The sequence below is a fragment of the Pseudomonas sp. SDO524_S393 genome, from assembly GCF_054071875.1.
Window position 1 is genome coordinate 56881 of record NZ_JBSVVZ010000028.1, and the last position, 22736, is coordinate 79616.

Here is a 22736-nt window from a genome sequence, read left to right on the forward strand (position 1 = left end):
GGCATGAGCGAAGAACAAACGTACGACTCAAACAGCATCAAGGTGCTGAAAGGTTTGGATGCCGTACGCAAACGTCCCGGTATGTACATCGGCGATACCGATGACGGCAGCGGTCTGCACCACATGGTGTTTGAGGTGGTCGATAACTCTATCGACGAAGCGCTGGCCGGTTACTGCGACGACATCAGCATCATCATCCACCCGGATGAATCCATCACCGTGCGCGACAACGGTCGCGGTATTCCGGTAGATGTGCATAAAGAAGAAGGCGTTTCGGCAGCAGAGGTCATCATGACCGTGCTCCACGCCGGCGGTAAGTTCGATGACAACTCCTATAAAGTATCCGGCGGTTTGCACGGCGTAGGTGTGTCGGTAGTGAACGCCCTGTCGGAAGAGCTGGTTCTGACCGTGCGTCGCAGCGGAAAGATCTGGGAGCAAACCTACGTCCATGGCGTGCCTCAGGCACCGATGGCGATCGTGGGTGACAGTGAAACCACCGGTACCCAGATTCACTTCAAGGCATCTGCCGAAACCTTCAAGAACATCCACTTCAGCTGGGACATCCTGGCCAAGCGGATTCGTGAACTCTCCTTCCTCAACTCCGGCGTTGGCATCTTCCTGAAAGATGAACGCAGCGGCAAGGAAGAGCTGTTCAAGTACGAAGGTGGCCTACGCGCGTTCGTCGAATACCTGAACACCAACAAGACCGCAGTCAACCAGGTGTTCCACTTCAACATCCAGCGTGAAGATGGCATCGGCGTGGAAATCGCCCTGCAGTGGAACGACAGCTTCAACGAGAACCTGTTGTGCTTCACCAACAACATTCCACAACGGGACGGCGGCACTCACTTGGTGGGCTTCCGTTCTGCATTGACCCGAAACCTGAACAACTACATCGAAGCTGAAGGTCTGGCCAAGAAGCACAAGGTCGCCACCACCGGTGACGATGCCCGTGAAGGCCTGACTGCCATTATTTCGGTGAAGGTGCCGGATCCGAAGTTCAGCTCCCAGACCAAAGACAAGCTGGTGTCTTCCGAAGTGAAGACTGCTGTCGAACAGGAAATGGGCAAGTATTTCTCCGACTTCCTGCTGGAGAACCCCAACGAAGCCAAGCTGGTGGTCGGCAAGATGATCGACGCCGCCCGTGCCCGTGAAGCGGCGCGTAAAGCGCGTGAGATGACCCGCCGCAAGGGCGCACTGGATATCGCAGGCCTCCCGGGCAAACTGGCGGACTGCCAGGAGAAGGACCCTGCCCTCTCCGAACTGTACCTGGTGGAAGGTGACTCTGCTGGCGGTTCCGCCAAGCAGGGTCGTAACCGTCGCACCCAAGCCATCCTGCCGTTGAAGGGCAAGATCCTCAACGTTGAAAAAGCACGCTTCGACAAGATGATTTCCTCTCAGGAAGTCGGCACCTTGATCACGGCGCTGGGCTGCGGTATCGGCCGCGAAGAGTACAACATCGACAAGTTGCGTTATCACAACATCATCATCATGACCGATGCTGACGTCGACGGTTCGCACATTCGTACGCTGCTGCTGACCTTCTTCTTCCGTCAGTTGCCCGAGCTGATCGAGCGTGGCTACATCTATATCGCCCAGCCGCCGTTGTACAAAGTGAAAAAGGGCAAGCAAGAGCAATACATCAAAGACGACGACGCCATGGAAGAGTACATGACGCAGTCGGCCCTGGAAGACGCCAGCCTGCACCTGAACGACGAAGCGCCGGGTATTTCCGGCGAAGCGTTGGAGCGTCTGGTGAACGACTTCCGCATGGTCATGAAGACCCTCAAGCGTCTGTCGCGCCTGTACCCTCAGGAGCTGACCGAGCACTTCATCTACCTGCCAGCTGTCAGCCTGGAACAACTGAGCGATCACGCCGCAATGCAGGATTGGTTGGCCCAGTACGATGCACGCCTGCGCACTGTTGAAAAGTCTGGCCTGGTTTACAAAGCCAGTCTGCGTGAAGACCGTGAACGTAACGTGTGGCTGCCAGAGGTCGAACTGATCTCCCACGGCCTGTCGAACTACGTCACCTTCAACCGCGACTTCTTCGGCAGCAATGACTACAAAACTGTCGTCACCCTGGGCGCTCAACTGAGCACCCTGCTTGGTGAAGGTGCTTACATCCAGCGTGGCGAACGCAAGAAGCAGGTCAAGGAGTTCAAGGAAGCCCTCGACTGGCTGATGGCCGAAAGCACCAAGCGCCACACCATCCAGCGATACAAAGGTTTGGGTGAAATGAACCCTGACCAGCTGTGGGAAACCACCATGGATCCAGACCAGCGTCGCATGCTGCGTGTGACCATCGAAGACGCCATTGGCGCAGACCAGATCTTCAACACCCTGATGGGTGATGCGGTCGAGCCTCGCCGTGACTTCATCGAAAGCAATGCCCTGGCGGTGTCCAACCTGGACTTCTGATCCCGGAACCCGCCGCACAAAAAAAGGCCAACGTTACGTTGGCCTTTTTTATGGATGTACTGCTCGAATTTCTAAATGCTCCACGTGGAACATCATCGATTTCAGTTGGAAGAGGGCGCTGCCACACTCTCCAACCGATACCCATATCCATAGATCGTCAGCAACTGCCAACCCCGATCCGCCGTCAGCCCAAGCTTGTTGCGCAGTCGATAGATATGCGTATCCAGCGGGCGTGATGACACCATTTCTTCGTGGGTCCAGAACCGCTCATACAGATACTCACGCGATAACGGGCGCGCCAGATTGGCAAACAAACAACTGGCCAAGCGGTATTCGCGCTCTGTCAGGTTGATGGGTTTGCCTGCGCGGGTTACGGTCAGTTCGGCATCATCAAAGGTCAGGTCATTAAAACTCTGCACGTCGTGGGTGGCCGATTTCTGCAGGCCGTGACGTCGTAGCACGGCAGTTACCCGTGCTTTGAGTTCGTTGGGACGAAAGGGTTTGCTGACGTAATCATCGGCGCCGCTGTTTAATGCGGTGACGATGTCGCTCTCGGCATCCCGACTCGTGAGCATGATGACCGCAGGCGGAACCTCCATGTGTTCGCGAGTCCAGCGCAGCAGGGCGATGCCGGTAATGTCGGGCAGTTGCCAATCAAGGATCAACAGGTCGAAGGTTTCGCGGCGCAATTGACGCAGCAGGTCTTCACCGCGCTCAAAGCAATGCAGGGTCCAGGGCTGCTCTGCGGTGCTGGGGATTTGTCGCAGTGTCTGTTCCACCCGTCGCAGTTCCGCGGGTTCGTCATCCAGTATTGCGACACGCATGAGTGGGTCCTTCTACTTGAAGAGTACGACAGCCATCAGTCATCGATTCTGAAGAATTGTGCGCAGAATCAGTGACTCCCTGGTTCTCTCGGTACGCTGATGCTCAAGGGCAATGGCCCGTTGAAAGCCCTCGATACCTGTGTGGGAAACTATGTGGGAAAGATACCGGCTCCCGCGCGTAAGGAAAAGGATCAGTCGACGCATGCTGACGTAAATGCATGCGCGGTGATGTCAGAAGCCCTCTGGAATCCACTGCCTTGATGAACCCCATGACATCTCCTCCGCATCGCTCCCTGGTCGCAATAAACTCGGATTCGGCGGCCTTTATGAACATCAAACAGGAAAACTTTTCCAGCGAGTCCAAAATGAGCTTCACTGGGCTGAAGGCGTCGTTCTATCACGTGCGGATGTCTGCCTACGACGAGCAGGGTCTGGAGGAAAAAAACGGGGTCTATGACATTTTCTACTACCCGCCTGCAACCCAGGCGCAGGCGAGCGGTGGTTGACCGATGACGCTCTGGCGCAAGACCGAGAAACGCCAACCCACCCACGCCCAGCGCTTGTTCCATGGCCTCGTGCGCGAATGGCTGTGGATTGGTTTACTGTTGCTGCCCATTACCGCTTACATGTCCCTGAGCCCGGGCCTGGCCCTGAACAACCCGCTGTACGACAGCCTTCGCCGCCTCACTCCCCTTCCGGTCGACCCGCGCATCCTGCTGGTGACCATCGACGATCCCAGCCTCAAGAAGCTCGGGCAATGGCCGTGGCCGCGCAGCCTGCACGCCGACCTCATCGACCGTCTTAGCGCTGCCCAACCGGCTGGCATCCTGTTCGATGTGATTTTCAGCGAGCCCGGTGATCCGGCCAATGACAAACGCCTGGCCGACTCGGTCTGCAATGCCGGCAACGTGCTGTTACCTCTGTTACGTGAAGGCTCTGCAAGCTACAGCCAACCCGGTGCGCAAATGGCGGCGCTGCTCAAATGTGCCAAAGGTATGGGGCATATCAACGTTGAAGCAGACAGCGACGGCGTCGTACGCAGCCTCTACATGCGCGAAGGGCCTGCCGACGCTCCGGCTCCCCAGCTGGCCTGGCTGGCCTATGAGATGACAGATCAGCCATCGCCAATGCCGGGAGAGCCCCTGGAGTCGTCAGGCGCGCAATGGCATCGAGAGCACGCTATTCGCATTCCCTTTATCGCCGCTCACACGCATTTTCCCAGTGTGTCGTACGTCAGCGTATTGCGCGGTGAGGTACCTCCCTCAGCCTTGCGCGACCGCTTGATTCTGGTGGGGGCTACGGCATCCGGCATGGGTGACCGTTCCGTCACGCCACTCTCCTCCTTTGCGGGTACGACGGCGGGGGTCGAGATCCTGGCCAACGTGCTCAACGGCCTGCTGCAAGGTCGCACGATTGTCGACCTGCCCGGCTGGCTGGCCGCATTAATGGCAACGTCCCTGGTGGCCTTGCTGCTCGGTTTACTGCTGTACCGTCCGCGTTACGCGTTGTGGATGACCTTGAGCTGCATGGTGGCCGCGCTATTGGGCTCATGGGTGTTGTTACGGCTGGGTCACTGGTGGTCGCCGGCAGCCTGCCTGATCGGTTTGTTGCTCAGTTACCTGATCTGGAACTGGCGCCGCCTGAGCGTGATTCTGTCCTACTTCGGCTGGGAGCTGGCCCGCCTGGATAACGAACCCAAAGTGCTCCCGGAACGCCGCCGTGCGCCTGCCAGCAAGGGCGATATTCTGCAGGGACGCATCTTCGCCCTGGAGCAGGCCGTCAGCCGCACCCGTGACACCCGACGCTTCATGGCCGACGGTCTGGAATGTCTGCCGGTGGCGACCTTGATCACTGACCCTCAGGGCAATGTCCTGCTGGCCAACCGCATTGCCCGCGAGGTATTTGGCAATGAGCTGGTAGCGCAAAACCTGCTGGAGCAACTCGCTGACCTGGGTTACCCGCCGCTGCACAACGGCGTGCGCCCTACTCTCTCGGCGCTGGAGCTGGTCGAGTTCCGTGACATCCACCAACGCAGCCTGCGCATGGAGCTCGCTCCCCTGCTGCCGGCCGAAGGCGATGTCGCGCTCGGCTGGCTGCTAAGCCTCACCGACCTGAGCAAGGAGCGTGATGCCCAGCAGCACCGTGAAACCATGCTGCGCTTCCTGTCCCACGACCTGCGTGCGCCCCATTCAGCGATTCTGGCGCTGCTGGACGTGCACAGCGGCGAATCACCTGTGTTTGCCCAGATCGAGCAACAGGTACGGCGTGCCTTGAGCCTGACCGAATCCTTCGTGCAACTGGCCAAGGCCGAGGCCGACGGTTATCGCTTCCAGCCCACGCTGTTCGCCATGCTGGTGATGGATGCGTTCGACCAGGTCGCGGTGCTGGCCCAACTCAAGGGTATCCATCTGGTGCATGACCTGGATGAGGCAGATGAGGCCATGGTCTCGGCAGATCAATCGCTGCTGACGCGGGCGTTGTTCAACGTGCTGGAGAATGCGATCAAGTATTCAGCGTCCGGTACCACCGTGCGCTTGCGACACGCTAGCGTACAAGGATGGCTGGAGTGCCATATCAGCGATCAGGGCCCTGGCATCGCCGCGCAAGACTTGCCGGAGCTGTTCAGCCAGTATCGGCGCTTTGACTCCGCTCAGGGCAGTGAAGGATTGGGATTGGGGCTGACCATGGTCAAGGCGGTGGTCGAACGCCATGCGGGGCGTATCAGTTGCAAGAGTGTCGTGGGCAAAGGCACGACATTTACGCTCGAATTGCCTCTGTTGGATAACTGAAAAAGTCGACGTTTGCACAGTGCACAAAAAACCGGTCACAAAGACCGGTTTTTTATGCGGAAAAAACTTATGCACCTTTTCCGGAAATTTATGAACTTGGGAAATATGTAAGTAAATCAGCTTCTTATGGATCAAAAACGGCAATTCGCCAACAAACCGTACACAGGTTATCCACAGATGCTCAAACCACCGGTGTGTCCACCACCACGGGTTGTGGTGGCAACGAACCCATAGCCCGTTGTTGCGCTTCGTTCCAGGCCGCAGCCCTGTCATTGAGCGCAGCAATGGCGCGCGGCCCATCACCGTCGGCGTACATGGGCTCACCAATCACCACCGTGATAACACCTTCACGTTTGGCCCAACCTGTCTTTGGCCAGAACTTGCCGGCGTTATGGGCAATCGGCAACACAGGCAAGTGGGCATTGACCGCCAAGGCCGTGCCGCCGCGTGAGAATTTGCCGATGCTGCCGTAAGGCACGCGTGTTCCTTCCGGGAAGATCAGCACCCAGACATTGTCCTTGAGCAGCTCGTCGCCTTTCTTGGCCACATGTTTGAGGGCTGCCTTGGGGTTGTCGCGGTCGATGGCGATCGGACGCAGCATGGCCATCGCCCAGCCGAAGAACGGCACGTACAGCAGCTCGCGCTTTAGCACCTGGCTCAAGGGCGAGAAGTACGCCGACAGAAAGAACGTTTCCCAGGTGCTCTGGTGGTTCGACAGAATCACGCAGGGTTGTTCAGGCACGTTTTCTGCGCCCTTGACCTCGAAACGAATGTTGAGGAATACCTTGGTCAGCCACAACGCGCAGCGGCACCAATAGACGTTGATAAAACGATATCGCGCCTTGAACGGCAGGAACGGCGCAATAAAAAAGCTCAGGGTGCACCAGAGAAACGAACTGGTGCCCAGCAGCAGGTAAAAGAAAAAGGTTCTGATGGCCTGCAAGATCGACATGGCGGCATTTACCGTTGCGGGACACGGCCCGCCTGCTAAAAGCGCACTCCCGAGCAATCCTTGTCCAGGAAGTCGAGGGCGGCTAGTTGTTGATAAGTTCTGCGGCAACCGCCGCCAGATCGTCAAAAATCAAAGTGCCAACCGGCAGGTTTTTCGCCTGGGTCTTTTCGCCTTTTCCGGTCTTTACCAAAACGGGCTGAGAGTCGACGGCTTTGGCCGCTTCCAGGTCACCGAGGCTGTCCCCGACGAACCATATCCCAGCTAACGGCACCTTGTAATGTTCTGCAATGGTTTTCAACATGCCAGGCTTGGGTTTGCGGCAATCGCAGCCTTCATCCGGTCCGTGAGGGCAATACACCACCAGCCCCACTTCGCCGCCCTGCTCGGCCACCAACGTGCGCAGGCGCGCGTGCATGGCCTCCAGGGTAGCGATGTCGTAATAGCCGCGGGCGATGCCGGACTGGTTGGTGGCGATGGCCACCGTCCAGCCGGCTTTGCTCAACTGCGCGATGGCCTCGATCGAGCCGGGCAGTGGCACCCACTCCGCCACTGACTTGATATACGCGTCGGAGTCGTAATTAATCACCCCGTCCCGATCGAGAATCAGCAGTTTCAACATGATCAGCCCAGTACGGAAATGTCAGCGATATTGATGAACAGGCCGCGCAGACGCGCCAGCATGGCGTAGCGGTTTTTCCGCACGCCGGCATCTTCGGCATTGATCATCACCGCTTCGAAGAACGCATCCACCGGTTCACGCAGGGTGGCCAGACGTGCGAGTGCCTCGGCATAGTTACGTTCGGCGATCAGCGGCTTCACCGCGTTTTCAGCCTTGGCGATGGCCGAGTTCAGCGAAAACTCCTTGGCATCGGCAAACAGGCCCGGGTCGACTTCGGCATTGCCCAGGCCTTCAGCCTTGCTCAGCAGGTTCGACACACGCTTGTTCACGGCGGCCAGGGCTTCGGCCTCCGGCAGCTTGCGGAAAGCCTGTACGGCCTGCACACGCTGATCGAAGTCCAGTGCCGACCCCGGTTGCAGGGCACGTACCGACAGGTACACCGACACGTCCACGCCCTCGTCTTCGTAACGCGCACGCAGGCGGTCGAAGATGAATTCCAGCACTTGCTCGGCCAGGCCGGCTTGCTTGACCTTGGCACCGAACTGGCCGACTGCGAACACCACGGCCTGGGTCAGGTCGAGGTCCAGCTGTTTGTCGATCAGGATACGCAGCACGCCCAGCGCGGCACGACGCAGCGCGTAGGGGTCTTTGCTGCCGGTAGGCAACATGCCGATACCGAAGATACCCACCAGGGTATCCAGCTTGTCGGCGATGGCTACGGCTGCGCCGGTCAAGGTGCTCGGCAATTCAGCACCGGCACCGCGCGGCATGTACTGCTCGTTCAGCGCCAGGGCCACATCGTCCGGCTCACCGTCGTTGAGAGCGTAGTAGTAGCCCGCAACACCCTGCATTTCCGGGAACTCGCCGACCATCTCGGTGGCCAGGTCGCACTTGGACAGCAGGCCCGCACGTGCCGCCCAGGCCGCGTCGCCACCAATGCGCGGGGCGATGTAGGCGGCCAGCTTGGATACCCGCACGGCCTTGTCGTAGACGCTGCCGAGTTTTTCCTGGAACACCACGTTCTGCAGGCGCAGGTTGAAGTCTTCCAGCTTCTGCTTCTTGTCCTGCTTGAAGAAGAACTCGGCGTCGGTCAGACGCGGGCGCACGACTTTCTCGTTACCGGCGATGATCTGCTGCGGGTCCTTGCTCTCGATGTTGGCCACGGTGATGAAGCGCGGCAGCAGCTTGCCGTCCACGTCCAGCAGGCAGAAGTACTTCTGGTTGTCCTGCATGGTGGTGATCAGGGCTTCTTGCGGCACGTCGAGGAAACGCTCTTCGAACGAGCACACCAACGGCACCGGCCATTCCACCAACGCGGCCACTTCGTCCAGCAGGCTGGGTGGCACGATCGCGGTGCCTTCCTGCATGCGCGCCAGTTCTTCGGTGCGCTTGCTGATCAGCTCGCGACGCTCATTGGCGTCGGCCAGTACATAGGCGGCACGCAGGTCGTTGAGGTAGTTGGCGGGCGACGTGATGCGCACGCTTTGCGGATGATGGAAGCGGTGGCCACGGGAATCGCGACCGGCCTTCTGAGCGAGGATGGTGCAGTCCACCACCTGGTCGCCGAGCAGCATCACCAACCATTGGGTTGGGCGCACGAACTCTTCCTTGCGCGCGGCCCAGCGCATGCGCTTGGGGATCGGCAGGTCGTTCAGGGAATCTTCAACGATGGTCGGCAGCAGGCTCGCGGTCGGCTTGCCCGGGATCACCTGGCTGAAGCGCAGTTTCGGGCCGCTCTGGTCGATTTCGCTCAGTTCCACGCCGCACTTCTTGGCGAAGCCCAGCGCGGCTTGGGTCGGATTGCCTTCGGCATCGAAAGCCGCCTGACGCGGCGGGCCGTCGAGGTTGATGCTGCGGTCCGGCTGCTGGGTTTCCAGCGCGGTCAGCAACACCGCCAGACGACGTGGCGCGGCATAGACTTTCTTGGCGGCGAATTTCACGCCGGCGGTTTGCAGGCCTTTTTCGATACCGGCCAGGAACGCATCGGCCAGGGTGTTCAGTGCCTTGGGTGGCAGCTCTTCGGTGCCCAGTTCAACCAGGAAATCTTGAGCACTCATTGTGCAGCCTCCAGCTTAGCCAACACTTCATCACGCAGGTCCGGGGTCGCCATCGGGAAGCCCAGCTTGGCGCGCGCCAGCAGGTAGGCTTGTGCAACGGAACGCGCCAGGGTGCGCACACGCAGGATGTATTGCTGACGCGCAGTCACCGAGATGGCGCGGCGGGCGTCCAGCAGGTTGAAGGTATGGGAGGCCTTCAACACCATTTCATAGCTTGGCAACGGCAGCGGCTGGTCGAGTTCGATCAGGCGCTTGGCTTCGCTTTCATAGAAGTCGAACAGTTCGAACAGTTTGTCGACGTTGGCATGTTCGAAGTTGTAGGTGGACTGTTCCACTTCGTTCTGGTGGAACACATCGCCATAGGTGACTTTGCCGAACGGGCCGTCAGCCCACACCAGGTCGTAGACCGAGTCCACGCCTTGCAGGTACATGGCCAGGCGTTCCAGGCCGTAGGTGATTTCGCCGGTCACCGGGTAGCACTCGATGCCGCCCGCCTGCTGGAAGTAAGTGAACTGCGTCACTTCCATGCCGTTGAGCCACACTTCCCAACCCAGGCCCCAGGCGCCCAGGGTCGGCGATTCCCAGTTGTCTTCGACGAAACGGATGTCGTGGACCAGCGGGTCCAGGCCGACGTGTTTCAACGAGCCCAGGTACAGCTCCTGGAAGTTTTCCGGGTTCGGCTTCAATACCACCTGGAACTGGTAGTAGTGCTGCAGGCGGTTGGGGTTTTCGCCGTAGCGGCCGTCGGTTGGGCGGCGGCTTGGCTGCACATAGGCGGCGTTCCAGGTTTCCGGGCCGATGGCCCGCAGGAAGGTCGCGGTGTGGAAAGTGCCGGCGCCTACTTCCATATCGTAGGGCTGAAGTACCACACAACCTTGCTCGGCCCAGTATTGCTGGAGGGCGAGGATCAAGTCTTGGAAGGTACGCACGGCTGGCGTAGGCTGGCTCACGAAATTCACCTGTTACTTGGGCTGCGATTTAAAGAGCGGGAGTATACCCGATTCGGCCGCGCCACCATCCCCTGGAGCCTTATGCCACGCTGCTTTTGGTGTTCTGAAGATCCGCTGTACATGGCTTATCACGATCAGGAGTGGGGAACGCCGCTGCGCGACGCGCAGGGTTTGTTCGAGTTGCTTTTGCTTGAAGGGTTCCAGGCGGGCCTTTCCTGGATCACCGTTTTACGCAAACGCGAGCATTACCGAAAGGTCCTGTTCGGTTTCCGCGCCCAGCGCCTGGCGCGCCTGACCGACGCCGAGATCGACGCACTGATGCTCGACCCGGGCATCGTGCGCAATCGCTTGAAACTCAACGCCACCCGTCGCAACGCGGCGGCCTGGCTGGCGCTGGAGGATCCGGTGGGGTTGCTCTGGTCGTTCGTAGGCGGTGTACCGAAGATCAATCACTTCAAGGACCGCAGCGAAGTCCCGGCGATCACGTCCGAGGCCGAAGCCATGAGCAAGGCCCTGAAAAAAGCCGGTTTCACCTTTGTCGGCCCGACCATTTGCTACGCCTTCATGCAGGCCTCCGGCATGGTCATGGACCACACTCAGGACTGCGACCGTTACGCGGACTTGGCCCACGCCGGTTAGAATGCCGGCTTTGCGCACCACACACGATCAGGAGTGACCTGTGGAAAAGTTTAAAGGCGCCTTGCTGGTAGGCGCTCTCCGGTTGTTTGCCCTGTTGCCTTGGCGCGCGGTGCAAGCAGTGGGTTCGGCCATCGGCTGGATCATGTGGAAAACCCCCAACCGTTCACGCGACACGGTGCGGATCAACCTCTCCAAGTGCTTCCCGGACATGGACCCGACTGCGCGCGAGCGTCTGGTCGGCCAGAGCCTGATGGACATCGGCAAGTCCCTCACCGAAAGCGCCTGCGCCTGGATCTGGCCGGCCCAGCGCTCCATCGACCTGGTGCGCGAAGTCGAAGGCCTGGAAGTGCTGCACGAAGCGCTGGCCTCAGGCAAAGGCGTGGTCGGCATCACCAGCCACCTGGGCAACTGGGAAGTGTTGAACCACTTCTATTGCAACCAATGCAAACCGATCATTTTCTACCGTCCGCCCAAGCTCAAGGCGGTGGATGAGCTGTTGCAAAAACAGCGCGTGCAATTGGGTAACCGCGTGGCGGCGTCCACCAAAGAAGGCATCCTCAGCGTCATCAAGGAAGTGCGTAAAGGTGGCCAAGTGGGCATCCCGGCTGACCCTGAGCCGGCTGAATCGGCGGGGATCTTCGTGCCGTTCTTCGCCACCCAGGCGCTCACCAGCAAGTTCGTGCCGAACATGCTCGCAGGTGGCAAGGCGGTGGGCGTGTTTTTGCACGCGCTGCGGCTGCCGGACGGTTCGGGTTACAAAGTGATCCTGGAAGCGGCGCCGGAAGATATGTACAGCACCGACACCGCCACGTCCTGCGCGGCGATGAGCAAGGTGGTCGAGCGCTACGTCGGCGCCTACCCGAGCCAGTACATGTGGAGCATGAAGCGCTTCAAGAAACGCCCGCCGGGCGAGGCGCGCTGGTATTGATTGACCGCTGATCTCCCTGACAACGGAGGTCAAATGTGGGAGCTGGCTTGCCTGCGATGCGGGCAACTCGGTGTTTCATTCATACCGAGGTGATGCTATCGCGGGCAAGCCAGCTCCCACAGGGGATCCGCTCAGGGCTGGCGGTCGAGTTTCTTCAGGAACACCGTCATCTCTTTTTCGGCCTGCTTGTCGCCGTGGGCCTGGGCCGCTTCAATGCCCTGCTCCCACGCCAACCGCGCCGCTGCGCGGTCTTCCAGCCCCAACTGCGCCTTGCCCAAGAGCTTCCAGGCCGCCGAATACTTCGGATCGAATTCCACGCACTTGCGCAAATGCTCCGCCGCCCTGGCGTTATCCTTCAGGTCCAGATAACCCTTGCCCAGGCCAAAGCGCAGCAGTGAATTATCCACACCCTTGGCGAGCATTTTTTCCAGCGATTCCAGCATCGTCAGCCCTCCCTCTGAAATACGATCCCCTGTGGGAGCGGGCTTGCCCGCGATGAGACCCGCACAGGCACTCAAGAGCTTCGATCAGAAAAAACTCAGCCCCACGTGGAACAACTTCTCCACATCGCGGATATGTTTCTTGTCCACCAGGAACAGGATCACATGGTCTCCGGTAGCGATGACCGTGTCGTCATGCGCAATGATCACCTCCTCATCGCGGATGATCGCGCCAATCGTGGTGCCCGGTGGCAGGCCGATGTCGCGGATGGCTTTGCCGATCACCTTGCTCGACTTGGCGTCACCGTGGGCAATCGCCTCGATGGCTTCCGCCGCGCCCCGGCGCAGGGAGTGCACGCTGACGATATCGCCACGGCGCACGTGGGCCAGCAAGGTGCCGATGGTGGCGAGTTGCGGGCTGATGGCGATGTCGATATCACCGCCCTGGATGAGATCCACGTAGGCCGGGTTGTTGATGATGGTCATCACCTTCTTTGCCCCCAGCCGCTTGGCCAGCAGCGAAGACATGATGTTGGCCTCGTCGTCGTTGGTCAGGGCCAGGAAGATATCGGCGTCGGCGATGTTTTCTTCCAGCAGCAAATCGCGGTCCGAGGCGCTGCCTTGAAGTACGACGGTGCTGTCGAGGTTGTCGGACAAATACCGGCAACGCGCCGGGTTCATCTCGATGATCTTCACTTGGTAACGGCTCTCGATGGCCTCGGCCAGGCGCTCGCCAATCTGCCCGCCACCGGCGATCACGATACGTTTGTAGTTTTCGTCGAGCCGGCGCATTTCACTCATCACCGCGCGAATGTTGGCTTTGGCGGCGATGAAAAACACTTCGTCGTCAGCCTCGATCACGGTGTCGCCCTGGGGCAGGATCGGCCGATCGCGTCGGAAAATCGCCGCGACGCGGGTCTCCACATTGGGCATGTGTTCGCGCAGTTGGCGCAGTTGCTGGCCCACCAGCGGGCCGCCGTAATAGGCCTTGACCGCGACCAGTTGCGCCTTGCTGTCGGCGAAGTCGATCACCTGCAAGGCACCGGGGATTTCGATCAGGCGCTTGATGTAGTGAGTGACCACCTGCTCGGGACTGATCAGCACATCCACCGGGATGGCGTCGTTGTCGAACAGGCCGGCGCGGGTCAGGTAGGCCGCTTCGCGCACGCGGGCGATTTTGGTCGGGGTATGAAACAAAGTGTGCGCGACCTGACAGGCGACCATGTTGGTTTCGTCACTGTTGGTCACGGCTACCAGCATGTCGGCATCGTCGGCGCCGGCCTGGCGCAGCACGGTCGGGAATGACGCACGGCCTTGAACCGTACGGATGTCCAGGCGGTCACCGAGGTCGCGCAGACGCTCGCTGTCGGTGTCGACCACCGTGATGTCGTTGGCTTCGCTGGCCAAGTGTTCGGCCAGGGTGCCACCGACTTGCCCTGCCCCAAGGATGATGATTTTCATCCGGTCACTCCCTTAAACCCGTTCAGCCGCGCGCAGCGGCGATCTTGATCAGTTTGGCGTAGTAGAAGCCATCGTGTCCGCCTTCCTGTGCGAGCAACTGGCGACCGTGGGGCTGCTTGATACCGGCTTGCGTGGCGAGGTCCAGCTCCCGTGCGCCGCTGGTGCGGGCGAGGAAGGCGTCGATGACCTCGGTGTTTTCGGTGGGCAAGGTCGAGCAGGTGGCGTACAGCAGGATGCCGCCCACTTCCAGGGTCTGCCACATTGCGTCGAGCAGTTCGCCTTGCAGTGTGGCCAGGGCCGCAATGTCATCGGGCTGGCGCGTGAGTTTGATGTCCGGGTGGCGGCGGATCACGCCGGTGGCCGAGCACGGCGCGTCGAGCAGGATGCGCTGGAACGGCTTGCCGTCCCACCAGGTGGCAGTGTCACGACCATCGGCAGCGATCAGCTCCGCACTGAGGCCCAGGCGCGCCAGGTTCTCGCGCACGCGCACCAGGCGCTTGGCTTCGAGGTCGACGGCGACCACACCGGCCAGGTCTTGTTCGACTTCCAGAATGTGACATGTCTTGCCGCCGGGTGCGCAGCACGCGTCGAGCACGCGCTGGCCAGGGGCGAGGTCGAGCAGGTCGGCAGCCAGTTGCGCAGCCTCGTCCTGCACGCTGATCCAGCCTTCGGCAAAGCCCGGCAGGCTGCGCACGTCGGTGGCGGATTCGAGCACGATGCCGTCGACGCTGTACACGCAGGGCGTGGCCTGGATGCCAGCGTCAGTGAGCAGTTGCAGGTAGGCGTCGCGCCGGTGATGGCGGCGGTTGACCCGCAAAATCATCGGCGGGTGCGCGTTGTTGGCGGCGCAGATGGCTTCCCATTGCTCGGGCCAGAACGCTTTCAACGACTTCTGCAGCCAACGCGGATGAGCGGTACGCACCACCGGATCGCGTTCCAACTCGGCCAGCAGCGCTTCGCTTTCACGCTGGGCACGGCGCAGCACGGCGTTGATCAAGGCCTTGGCCCAGGGCTTTTTCAGCTTGTCGGCGCAACCGACGGTCTCACCGATGGCAGCGTGGGCCGGTACGCGGGTGTAGAGCAGTTGATAGAGACCCACCAGCAGCAGCGCTTCCACATCCGCATCGGCAGCTTTGAATGGCTTTTGCAGCAGCTTGGCCGCCAGCGCCGACAACCGCGGCTGCCAGCGCGCGGTGCCGAACGCCAGGTCCTGGGTAAAGCCGCGGTCGCGGTCTTCGACCTTGTCCAACTGCGTGGGCAACGAACTGTTCAGCGACGCCTTGCCGTTGAGGACGGCGGCGAGGGCCTTGGCGGCGGCCAGACGTGGATTCATTGAGCGGGTGCTCCGAGAACTGTGCCCAAGGCAAATTTCTCACGGCGGCTGTTGAACAAGTCGCTGAAATTGAGCGCCTTGCCGCCGGGCAATTGCAGACGGGTCAGACACAGCGCCTGCTCACCGCAGGCGACCACCAGGCCCTCCTTGCTGGCGCCGATGATTTCACCGGGGGCACCTGTGCCTTCTGCCAGGGCGGCGGCGAGCACCTTCAAGGCTTCGCCGTCGAGGGTGCTGTGGCAGATCGGCCATGGATTGAAAGCACGCACCAAACGTTCCAGCTCCACGGCCGGGCGCTGCCAGTCGATGCGCGCTTCGTCCTTGTTCAGCTTGTGCGCATAGGTGGCCAGGCTGTCGTCCTGCACTTCGCCTTCCAGGGTACCGGCGGCCAGGCCGGCGATGGCCTGTACCACGGCAGGCGGGCCGAGTTCGGCGAGACGGTCGTGCAGGCTGCCGCCGGTGTCGTCGGCGGTAATTGGGGTGGTGACTTTGAGCAGCATCGGGCCAGTGTCCAGGCCCGCTTCCATGCGCATCACGGTCACGCCGCTTTCGTGGTCGCCGGCTTCCACGGCGCGCTGGATCGGCGCCGCGCCCCGCCAGCGTGGCAGCAGCGAAGCATGGCTGTTGATGCAACCCAGACGCGGAATATCCAACACGGCTTGCGGCAGGATCAAGCCGTAGGCCACCACCACCAGCAGGTCCGGCTTCAAGGCCGCCAGTTCGGCCTGAGCTTCGGCGTTGCGCAGGGTCGGCGGTTGCAGCACGGGGAGGTTGTGCTCCAGCGCCAACTGCTTGACCGGGCTTGGCATCAGTTTTTGCCCGCGACCGGCCGGGCGATCCGGCTGGGTGTACACCGCGACGATGTCATAAGGGCTGGCAAGCAGCGCCTTGAGGTGTTCGGCAGCGAATTCGGGAGTGCCGGCAAAAACAATGCGCAGTGGCTCGGTCATGGGAGGTCTCGGTTAAAAGCAGTCACAAAAGAAAAAGGCTTGCCGCAGCAAGCCTTTGGAAGGAGGGCATCAAGCTTGCTGGCGATGCTTTTTTTCCAGCTTCTTCTTGATCCGGTCACGTTTGAGCGTGGACAGGTAATCGACAAACAGCTTGCCGTTGAGGTGGTCGCACTCGTGCTGGATGCACACCGCCAGCAGGCCTTCGGCGATCAGTTCGAACGGTTTGCCGTCGCGGTCCAGGGCCTTGATCTTCACGCGCAGCGGACGTTCGACGTTCTCGTAGAACTCCGGCACCGACAGGCAGCCTTCCTGGTATTCGCCCATCTCGTCGGTCAGCGGTTCGAACTCGGGGTTGATGTACACCATCGGCTCGCTGCGATCTTCCGAAAGGTCCATGACCACGACGCGCTGATGCACGTTGACTTGGGTGGCGGCGAGGCCAATGCCCGGGGCTTCATACATTGTTTCAAACATGTCATCGACCAACTGACGAACCTTGTCGTCCACTACGGCCACCGGTTTGGCGATCGTGCGCAGGCGCGAGTCGGGGAATTCGAGGATGTTCAAAATAGCCATAAGCGTAATTGCTGCACATGTGAGGTAGAGGCAAATCGGCGTTGGGATGGACCCAGACAGCCGGTGTGAAACGCCCAAAAGCCACGAAGGCACGGGCATTTCACGCGAACGCACATAATAAAGGAGATTCACCCCATGAGGAAATCGCTACTCGTCTTGCTGTTGTGGGCGCCGCTCGCCTCGGCCCTGCTCCCCCCACCCCTTCAGCGTCTGGATCAACCGACGCAACACGCCATCCAGCGTTTTTTACTGCACAACCGTATTCTCGATAGCCCCCAGGACCTGGACCACGCGCCCTACATCGTTGCGGCCGATACAGGCCGCGTGCTGGGCGCCAACGGCGACCGCGTACACGCGCGGGGCAACCTGGACCCGGTACAAGCGAGTTACGGGATCTTCCGCCGGGGCAAGGCCTACGTTGACCCGCAAACCCGCGAGCTGCTCGGCATCAACGTCGACGACATCGGTACCGCGCGCTTTGTCATGGCTGGCGACGTCACCACCCTGGCGGTGCAGCGGGTCACCCAGGAAATACGCCCTGGCGACCGCCTGTTGCGAGCCGAGCCACCTGTGACGCTGGCGGAGCCGGCAACCGCGAACGTCACGCCTGCGCTCTCGGGCCACATCATCGATATTCCCAAGGGCGTCACCCAGATCGGCGTGCTGGACGCCGTGACCTTGAACAAAGGACGCCGCGACGGCCTTGTCGAAGGCCAGTTATTGGCAGTCATCAAGGCGGGCGCCAGCGTTCGCGACACCCTCACCGGCGTCCCGGTGAAACTTCCGGACGTGCGTGCGGGCACGCTGCTGGTGTTTCGCACCTACGAAAAGCTCAGTTACGGCCTGGTCCTCAGCGCCTCACAGCCGCTGGCGGTGATGGACCGATTCGAGACCGCCCATCAAACGCAATAAGTAGGTGGCTAAACAAGTTACCAACAGAGTTATCCACAGCTTGTTCCGGTCAAGGATGATCCGATGTATCCGATAAACAGCAGTGAAATTTCCCCGTCAGAGCTGGAAGCGCGACTACGCTTGCACAGGCTGCCGGAGTTGGGTCCGAAGCGTTTTCGTCTGCTGATCGAGGCGTTCGGCAGCGCGTCGAAGGCCATCAGCGCACCCGCCAGCGCCTGGCGCTCCCTTGGGTTGCCTGCCATCAGTGCAGAGGCGCGGCGCAGTCATGAAGTGCGCGAGGGTGCCGGTCAGGCACTGGCATGGCTGGCCCGTCCGGCCCAGCATTTGCTGATGTGGGACCAACCGGAGTACCCCGCGTTGCTCGCCCAGATCGACGACGCGCCACCGCTTTTGTTCGTCGCCGGCGCGCCAGATATCCTGGAAAAACCCCAACTGGCGATGGTCGGCAGCCGTCGTGCATCACGCCCTGGCATGGACACCGCCGCGGCCTTTTCCCGCAGCCTGGCAAGCGCCGGTTTTGTCATTACCAGCGGCCTCGCCTTGGGCATCGATGGCGCGGCACACCAGGCGGCACTCGACGTGGGTGGCCAGACAATTGGCGTACTCGGCACCGGGCTGGAAAATTTTTATCCACAACGCCATCGACGGCTTGCGGCGGCGATGATCGACCAAGGCAGTGCCGTGGTTTCCGAGTTTCCACTGGATGCTCCGCCCCAGGCCGGCAACTTTCCCCGGCGCAACCGCATCATCAGTGGTTTGTCGTTGGGGGTGCTGGTGGTCGAGGCCAGCATGGCCAGCGGCTCGCTGATCACGGCCAAGCTTGCGGCCGAACAAGGGCGCGAGGTGTATGCCATCCCGGGCTCGATCCACCACCCCGGTGCCAAAGGCTGCCATCAATTGATCCGCGAAGGCGCCACGCTGGTGGAAACCATCGAGCACATTCTGGAAGGCCTGCGCGGCTGGCAAGCAGCGTCCCGGCCAGCACCGATACCGGTGACACACCCGCTGGTGGCGCTGTTGCACGCGGCGTCCCACACCAGTGAAGGATTGGCGATTGCCAGTGGTCGACCCTTGTCCCAGGTGCTGGCGACCCTGACCGAGCTTGAACTGGAGGGTCAGGTGATCTGCGAAGGTGGGCGCTGGCTTGCACGCAGCGAGCTTTTGTAAGTGGGTTTTGTAGAGAAGATCGGTAAACTGCGCAGAGCTTTATTCCGGAGAGTGAACAATGGTCAACAGGTGGCGTGTGCTTGAAGCCGCGCGAGAAATTCGCGCGGGCGCGGTGATTGCCTATCCAACCGAGGCAGTGTGGGGCCTGGGCTGCGACCCTTGGAATGAAGAAGCCGTGGACCGTCTGTTGGCGATCAAGAACCGTTCGGTGGACAAGGGTCTGATTCTGGTCGCCGACAACATCCGCCAGTTCGACTTCCTGTTCGAAGACTTCCCGGACACCTGGATCGACCGCATGGCCAGCACCTGGCCAGGGCCGAATACCTGGCTGGTGCCGCACCAGAACCTGCTGCCGGAATGGGTCACCGGGGTGCATGACACCGTGGCCCTGCGGGTCAGTGATCATCCTTTGGTGCGGGATTTGTGCGCCGAGGTCGGCCCGCTGATTTCCACGTCGGCCAACCCCCAGGGCCGCCCCGCCGCGCGCTCTCGGTTGCGGGTGGAGCAATATTTCCGTGGCCAACTGGACCTGGTATTGGGCGGTGCCCTGGGCGGGCGCAAGAACCCGAGCCTGATCCGCGACCTGGCGACCGGGGATGTGGTGCGGCCTTCTTAAGACCGAGGCGCTGCCATCGCGGGCAAGTCGAAGCGTCGAACCGCCGCTCCCACATTTTGATTTATGAACACAATCAAGTGTGGGAGCGGGCTTGCCCGCGAAGAGGCCCTTACAGACTCCAGATATCCATTGTCTTACGGCAACAAAATGGTCGACCCGGTCGTCCGCCGCCCCGACAACTCCGTCTGCGCCTTCGCCGCGTCTGCCAGCGAGTAGCGCTGGTTGATATCGATGCGCACCTTGCCGCTCTGGATCATCGCGAACAGATCGTCGGCCATCCGTTGCAGATCCGTCGGGTTGCTGGCGTAAGTCGCCAGCGTCGGGCGGGTGACGTACAGCGAGCCCTTGGCGGCCAGAATCCCCAGGTTCACTCCGTCCACCGCACCCGATGCGTTGCCGAAGCTCACCACCAGTCCCCGTGGCGCGACGCTGTCGAGGGAGGTCAGCCAGGTGTCCTTGCCGACGCCGTCATACACCACCGGTACCTTTTTACCGTCGGTCAATTCCAGCACGCGTTGTGCGACATTTTCCTTGCTGTAATCGATGGTTTCCCAGGCACCGAGGGACTTGGCCAGCGCGGCCTTTTCCGGCGAGCTCACCGTACCGATCAGCTTCACGCCGAGGGCCTTGGCCCATTGGCAAGCCAGGGAACCTACGCCACCGGCGGCGGCGTGGAACAGGATGGTCTCGCCGCCCTTGAGCTCATAGGTCTGGCGCAGCAGGTACTGCACGGTCAGTCCCTTGAGCATCGCGCCGGCGGCTTGTTCGAAGCTGATATCGTCCGGCAAGTGCACCAGGTTGGCAGCGGGCAGCACGTGCAGGTCGCTGTAGGCGCCCAGCGGACCGCTGCCGTAGGCGACGCGATCGCCGACCTTGAACCGGGTGACGTCACTGCCCACCGCATCGACCACACCCGCGCCCTCTGCGCCCAACCCCGATGGCAACGCCGGCGGTGCATACAGGCCACTGCGGAAATAGGTGTCGATGAAGTTCAAGCCGATCGCCTCGTTGCGCACGCGAACCTGCTGCGGGCCCGGTTCGGCCGGTGTGTAGTCCACGTACTCAAGCACTTCGGGGCCGCCATGGGCACGGAACTGGATACGTTTGGCCATCTGCTCTCTCCTTGGGTCAATGTCGCGAAGCCCCCTATCGGACTCCTAAGCTTGATCTTCGTCAACTGTGGTGGCGCCCGGTGCGGTGGTATCCTGTGCGCCCATTTGCCGCCGACGCCCGATGGCCTCGTGTAGCTTTGCCCGATTCAAGGTGATGCCATGACTACCCGCACCGAGGCTGTAAAGGCCTACCTGCTTGACCTGCAAGACCGCATTTGCAGCGCCCTGGAAACCTTCGAGACGGACACTCGCTTTATCGAAGACGCCTGGACCCGGCCTGCCGGCGGCGGTGGTCGCACCCGTGTGATCGCGAATGGTTCGGTGATTGAAAAGGGCGGCGTCAACTTTTCCCACGTGTTTGGCAGCGGTCTTCCGCCGTCCGCCAGTGCCCATCGACCTGAACTGGCCGGTCGTGGCTTCGAAGCCCTGGGCGTGTCGCTGGTGATCCACCCGCACAACCCCCATGTACCGACATCCCACGCCAACGTGCGCTTTTTCATCGCCGAAAAAGACGGCGAAGAGCCGGTGTGGTGGTTCGGTGGCGGTTTCGACCTCACGCCCTACTACGGCAACGAAGAAGACTGCATCCACTGGCACCGCGTGGCCGAGCAGGCGTGTGCGCCGTTCGGCCCGGACGTGTATGCGCGCTACAAGGCCTGGTGCGACACCTATTTCCATATCAAGCATCGCAATGAGCCCCGTGGCATCGGTGGCCTGTTCTTCGATGACTTGAACGAATGGGACTTTGACACCTGCTTCGCCTTCATCCGCGCCATTGGCGACGCGTACATCGACGCCTATCTGCCCATCGTGCAGCGCCGCAAGGCCATGGCTTATACCGAGCAGCAGCGCGAGTTCCAGGAGTTCCGGCGCGGACGCTATGTCGAGTTCAATCTGGTCTACGACCGGGGCACCCTGTTCGGCCTGCAATCGGGCGGGCGTACCGAGTCGATCCTGATGTCGCTGCCACCGCAAGTGCGCTGGAGCTATGACTGGAAAGCCGAAGCCGGCAGCGAAGAGGCGCGTCTCACCGATTATTTCCTGCAGGACCGCGACTGGCTGGGCATCGCCGCGCCCAAGGCGGCTGTCTGATGGACCGTTATGTCGTGTTCGGCAACCCCATCGGCCACAGCAAGTCGCCGTTGATCCACCGCCTGTTTGCCCAGCAGACCGGCGAGCAGTTGGACTACAGCACGCTGCTGGCGCCGCTGGAGGATTTCACCGGCTGTGCCCGTGAGTTCTTTCAGCAAGGCCGTGGCGCCAATGTCACAGTCCCGTTCAAGGAGGAGGCCTATCGCCTGGCCAACACCCTGACGGAGCGCGCCCAACGTGCCGGTGCGGTGAACACCCTGAGCAAGCGGGCCGATGGCAGCCTGCTCGGTGATAACACCGACGGTGCCGGCCTGGTGCGCGACCTGACCGTCAACGCCGGATTGAACCTGCAAGGCAAACGCATCCTGTTGCTGGGCGCGGGCGGCGCGGTACGTGGTGCGCTGGAGCCACTGCTGGCCGAGCAGCCGGGTTCGCTGATCATCGCCAATCGCACGGTGGAAAAGGCCGAATTGCTCGCCGGACTGTTCGACGACCTGGGCCCGGTGTCGGCCAGCGGTTTCGATTGGCTGAGCGAGCCGGTGGACCTGATCATCAATGCCACGTCCGCCAGCCTGTCAGGCGATGTACCGCCGATTGCCGGCAGCCTTATCGAGCCGGGCAAGACCTTTTGCTACGACATGATGTACGCCAAGGAACCCACCGCGTTTTGCCGCTGGGCCACTGAGCAAGGTGCAGCCGTGGCGATGGATGGTTTGGGGATGCTCGTTGAGCAGGCCGCGGAAGCGTTCTTCCTGTGGCGCGGGGTGCGCCCGGAGTCGGCACCGGTGCTCGCCGAACTGCGTCGCCAGTTAGCTTGAATGTGGGCATAGTCAATGTGGGAGCTGGCTTGCCTGCGATAGCGGTGTGTCAGTACCCAATGAGCGGGCTGATACTCCGC

The 22736-nt window shown here is 61.2% G+C and carries 20 protein-coding genes and 1 pseudogene; 10 read left to right on the plus strand and 11 right to left on the minus strand.

Annotated features, from left to right (window positions below; all coding sequences use genetic code 11):
- The first annotated feature begins 3 nt into the window (after window positions 1-3).
- Entirely contained in the window at window positions 4-2421 is a 2418-nt protein-coding gene (gyrB, locus tag ACW9IB_RS14585) for a DNA topoisomerase (ATP-hydrolyzing) subunit B (protein ID WP_457365473.1), read from the plus strand.
- Between the two features lie 101 nt (window positions 2422-2522).
- On the opposite strand, the gene ACW9IB_RS14590 is transcribed toward gyrB, so the two are convergent.
- Window positions 2523-3245, minus strand: a complete 723-nt coding sequence (locus ACW9IB_RS14590; RefSeq protein WP_457414202.1) for a response regulator transcription factor — start codon at window positions 3243-3245, stop codon at window positions 2523-2525.
- Between the two features lie 317 nt (window positions 3246-3562).
- Between ACW9IB_RS14590 and ACW9IB_RS14595 the strand changes: the two are divergent.
- Both ACW9IB_RS14595 and ACW9IB_RS14600 read left to right on the plus strand, forming a co-directional pair.
- A pseudogene (locus ACW9IB_RS14595) lies at window positions 3563-3751 on the plus strand (hypothetical protein); the annotation flags it as partial.
- A 3-nt stretch (window positions 3752-3754) separates the two neighbouring features.
- A complete protein-coding gene (locus ACW9IB_RS14600) occupies window positions 3755-6034 on the plus strand; it encodes a CHASE2 domain-containing protein (RefSeq protein ID WP_457414203.1) in 2280 nt (759 codons plus the stop codon).
- A gap of 181 nt (window positions 6035-6215) precedes the next feature.
- Here the strand turns inward: ACW9IB_RS14600 and ACW9IB_RS14605 are convergent, their stop codons facing one another.
- The 4 genes from ACW9IB_RS14605 to glyQ all read right to left on the minus strand — a co-directional run bounded on the left by ACW9IB_RS14605 (window position 6216) and on the right by glyQ (window position 10612).
- Window positions 6216-6986, minus strand: a complete 771-nt coding sequence (locus ACW9IB_RS14605) for a lysophospholipid acyltransferase family protein (protein ID WP_457365470.1) — start codon at window positions 6984-6986, stop codon at window positions 6216-6218.
- Window positions 6987-7068: 82 nt separating this feature from the next.
- Window positions 7069-7608: a D-glycero-beta-D-manno-heptose 1,7-bisphosphate 7-phosphatase gene (gmhB, locus tag ACW9IB_RS14610; RefSeq protein WP_457365573.1), complete on the minus strand. Its 540-nt coding sequence runs from the start codon at window positions 7606-7608 to the stop codon at window positions 7069-7071.
- Entirely contained in the window at window positions 7608-9662 is a 2055-nt protein-coding gene (glyS, locus tag ACW9IB_RS14615; protein ID WP_457414204.1) for a glycine--tRNA ligase subunit beta, read from the minus strand. Before glyS ends, gmhB begins: the two co-directional genes overlap by 1 nt.
- Entirely contained in the window at window positions 9659-10612 is a 954-nt protein-coding gene (glyQ, locus tag ACW9IB_RS14620) for a glycine--tRNA ligase subunit alpha (RefSeq protein ID WP_022641565.1), read from the minus strand. Before glyQ ends, glyS begins: the two co-directional genes overlap by 4 nt.
- Window positions 10613-10693: 81 nt before the next feature.
- Here glyQ and ACW9IB_RS14625 point away from each other — a divergent pair, with 81 nt between their 5' ends.
- Complete coding sequence (locus ACW9IB_RS14625) at window positions 10694-11251, plus strand: DNA-3-methyladenine glycosylase I (protein WP_457414205.1); 558 nt, start codon at window positions 10694-10696, stop codon at window positions 11249-11251.
- 40 nt (window positions 11252-11291) lie between these two features.
- Complete coding sequence (locus tag ACW9IB_RS14630) at window positions 11292-12179, plus strand: lysophospholipid acyltransferase (RefSeq protein ID WP_457365467.1); 888 nt, start codon at window positions 11292-11294, stop codon at window positions 12177-12179.
- 131 nt (window positions 12180-12310) lie between these two features.
- On the opposite strand, the gene ACW9IB_RS14635 is transcribed toward ACW9IB_RS14630, so the two are convergent.
- The 5 genes from ACW9IB_RS14635 to def form a co-directional block, all read right to left on the minus strand.
- Window positions 12311-12622, minus strand: coding sequence for a hypothetical protein (locus tag ACW9IB_RS14635; RefSeq protein WP_457365466.1), 312 nt, complete (start codon window positions 12620-12622; stop codon window positions 12311-12313).
- An 84-nt stretch (window positions 12623-12706) separates the two neighbouring features.
- Entirely contained in the window at window positions 12707-14080 is a 1374-nt protein-coding gene (gene trkA / locus ACW9IB_RS14640) for a Trk system potassium transporter TrkA (RefSeq protein WP_457365465.1), read from the minus strand.
- A 22-nt stretch (window positions 14081-14102) separates the two neighbouring features.
- The gene (rsmB, locus tag ACW9IB_RS14645; RefSeq protein ID WP_457414206.1) at window positions 14103-15413 is read right to left on the minus strand and encodes a 16S rRNA (cytosine(967)-C(5))-methyltransferase RsmB; all 1311 of its coding nucleotides are present in this window, start codon (window positions 15411-15413) and stop codon (window positions 14103-14105) included.
- Window positions 15410-16363, minus strand: coding sequence for a methionyl-tRNA formyltransferase (fmt, locus tag ACW9IB_RS14650; RefSeq protein WP_457414207.1), 954 nt, complete (start codon window positions 16361-16363; stop codon window positions 15410-15412). The genes rsmB and fmt overlap by 4 nt, the downstream gene beginning before the upstream one ends.
- Window positions 16364-16432: 69 nt before the next feature.
- Window positions 16433-16939, minus strand: a complete 507-nt coding sequence (def, locus tag ACW9IB_RS14655) for a peptide deformylase (RefSeq protein ID WP_016978734.1) — start codon at window positions 16937-16939, stop codon at window positions 16433-16435.
- Window positions 16940-17074: 135 nt separating this feature from the next.
- On the opposite strand from def, the gene ACW9IB_RS14660 reads away from it, so the two are divergent.
- From ACW9IB_RS14660 to ACW9IB_RS14670, 3 genes are all read left to right on the plus strand, one after another.
- Complete coding sequence (locus ACW9IB_RS14660; RefSeq protein WP_457414208.1) at window positions 17075-17851, plus strand: peptidoglycan-binding protein; 777 nt, start codon at window positions 17075-17077, stop codon at window positions 17849-17851.
- Window positions 17852-17914: 63 nt separating this feature from the next.
- Entirely contained in the window at window positions 17915-19018 is a 1104-nt protein-coding gene (dprA, locus tag ACW9IB_RS14665; RefSeq protein ID WP_457414209.1) for a DNA-processing protein DprA, read from the plus strand.
- Window positions 19019-19076: 58 nt separating this feature from the next.
- Window positions 19077-19634, plus strand: a complete 558-nt coding sequence (locus tag ACW9IB_RS14670; RefSeq protein ID WP_457365460.1) for an L-threonylcarbamoyladenylate synthase — start codon at window positions 19077-19079, stop codon at window positions 19632-19634.
- A gap of 134 nt (window positions 19635-19768) precedes the next feature.
- Here ACW9IB_RS14670 and ACW9IB_RS14675 read toward each other — a convergent pair whose 3' ends face one another.
- Window positions 19769-20746, minus strand: coding sequence for a quinone oxidoreductase family protein (locus tag ACW9IB_RS14675; protein ID WP_457414211.1), 978 nt, complete (start codon window positions 20744-20746; stop codon window positions 19769-19771).
- Window positions 20747-20905: 159 nt separating this feature from the next.
- On the opposite strand from ACW9IB_RS14675, the gene hemF reads away from it, so the two are divergent.
- Together hemF and aroE are read left to right on the plus strand one after the other, a co-directional pair.
- Window positions 20906-21838, plus strand: a complete 933-nt coding sequence (hemF, locus tag ACW9IB_RS14680) for an oxygen-dependent coproporphyrinogen oxidase (protein ID WP_457365458.1) — start codon at window positions 20906-20908, stop codon at window positions 21836-21838.
- Complete coding sequence (aroE, locus tag ACW9IB_RS14685; RefSeq protein ID WP_457414212.1) at window positions 21838-22656, plus strand: shikimate dehydrogenase; 819 nt, start codon at window positions 21838-21840, stop codon at window positions 22654-22656. The genes hemF and aroE overlap by 1 nt, the downstream gene beginning before the upstream one ends.
- Window positions 22657-22736 lie beyond the last annotated feature (80 nt).

What these genes read in the sequence shown, in the direction of transcription:
- rsmB (WP_457414206.1), bottom strand. Translation starts at nt 15,413, where the DNA reads ATGAATCCACGTCTGGCCGCCGCCAAGGCCCTCGCCGCCGTCCTCAAC.
- ACW9IB_RS14605 (WP_457365470.1), bottom strand. Translation starts at nt 6,986, where the DNA reads ATGTCGATCTTGCAGGCCATCAGAACCTTTTTCTTTTACCTGCTGCTG.
- ACW9IB_RS14625 (WP_457414205.1), top strand. Translation starts at nt 10,694, where the DNA reads ATGCCACGCTGCTTTTGGTGTTCTGAAGATCCGCTGTACATGGCTTAT.
- hemF (WP_457365458.1), top strand. Translation starts at nt 20,906, where the DNA reads ATGACTACCCGCACCGAGGCTGTAAAGGCCTACCTGCTTGACCTGCAA.
- ACW9IB_RS14675 (WP_457414211.1), bottom strand. Translation starts at nt 20,746, where the DNA reads ATGGCCAAACGTATCCAGTTCCGTGCCCATGGCGGCCCCGAAGTGCTT.
- gyrB (WP_457365473.1), top strand. Translation starts at nt 4, where the DNA reads ATGAGCGAAGAACAAACGTACGACTCAAACAGCATCAAGGTGCTGAAA.
- aroE (WP_457414212.1), top strand. Translation starts at nt 21,838, where the DNA reads ATGGACCGTTATGTCGTGTTCGGCAACCCCATCGGCCACAGCAAGTCG.
- glyS (WP_457414204.1), bottom strand. Translation starts at nt 9,662, where the DNA reads ATGAGTGCTCAAGATTTCCTGGTTGAACTGGGCACCGAAGAGCTGCCA.
- ACW9IB_RS14600 (WP_457414203.1), top strand. Translation starts at nt 3,755, where the DNA reads ATGACGCTCTGGCGCAAGACCGAGAAACGCCAACCCACCCACGCCCAG.
- ACW9IB_RS14670 (WP_457365460.1), top strand. Translation starts at nt 19,077, where the DNA reads ATGGTCAACAGGTGGCGTGTGCTTGAAGCCGCGCGAGAAATTCGCGCG.
- fmt (WP_457414207.1), bottom strand. Translation starts at nt 16,363, where the DNA reads ATGACCGAGCCACTGCGCATTGTTTTTGCCGGCACTCCCGAATTCGCT.
- ACW9IB_RS14635 (WP_457365466.1), bottom strand. Translation starts at nt 12,622, where the DNA reads ATGCTGGAATCGCTGGAAAAAATGCTCGCCAAGGGTGTGGATAATTCA.
- def (WP_016978734.1), bottom strand. Translation starts at nt 16,939, where the DNA reads ATGGCTATTTTGAACATCCTCGAATTCCCCGACTCGCGCCTGCGCACG.
- trkA (WP_457365465.1), bottom strand. Translation starts at nt 14,080, where the DNA reads ATGAAAATCATCATCCTTGGGGCAGGGCAAGTCGGTGGCACCCTGGCC.
- ACW9IB_RS14660 (WP_457414208.1), top strand. Translation starts at nt 17,075, where the DNA reads ATGAGGAAATCGCTACTCGTCTTGCTGTTGTGGGCGCCGCTCGCCTCG.
- ACW9IB_RS14590 (WP_457414202.1), bottom strand. Translation starts at nt 3,245, where the DNA reads ATGCGTGTCGCAATACTGGATGACGAACCCGCGGAACTGCGACGGGTG.
- dprA (WP_457414209.1), top strand. Translation starts at nt 17,915, where the DNA reads ATGTATCCGATAAACAGCAGTGAAATTTCCCCGTCAGAGCTGGAAGCG.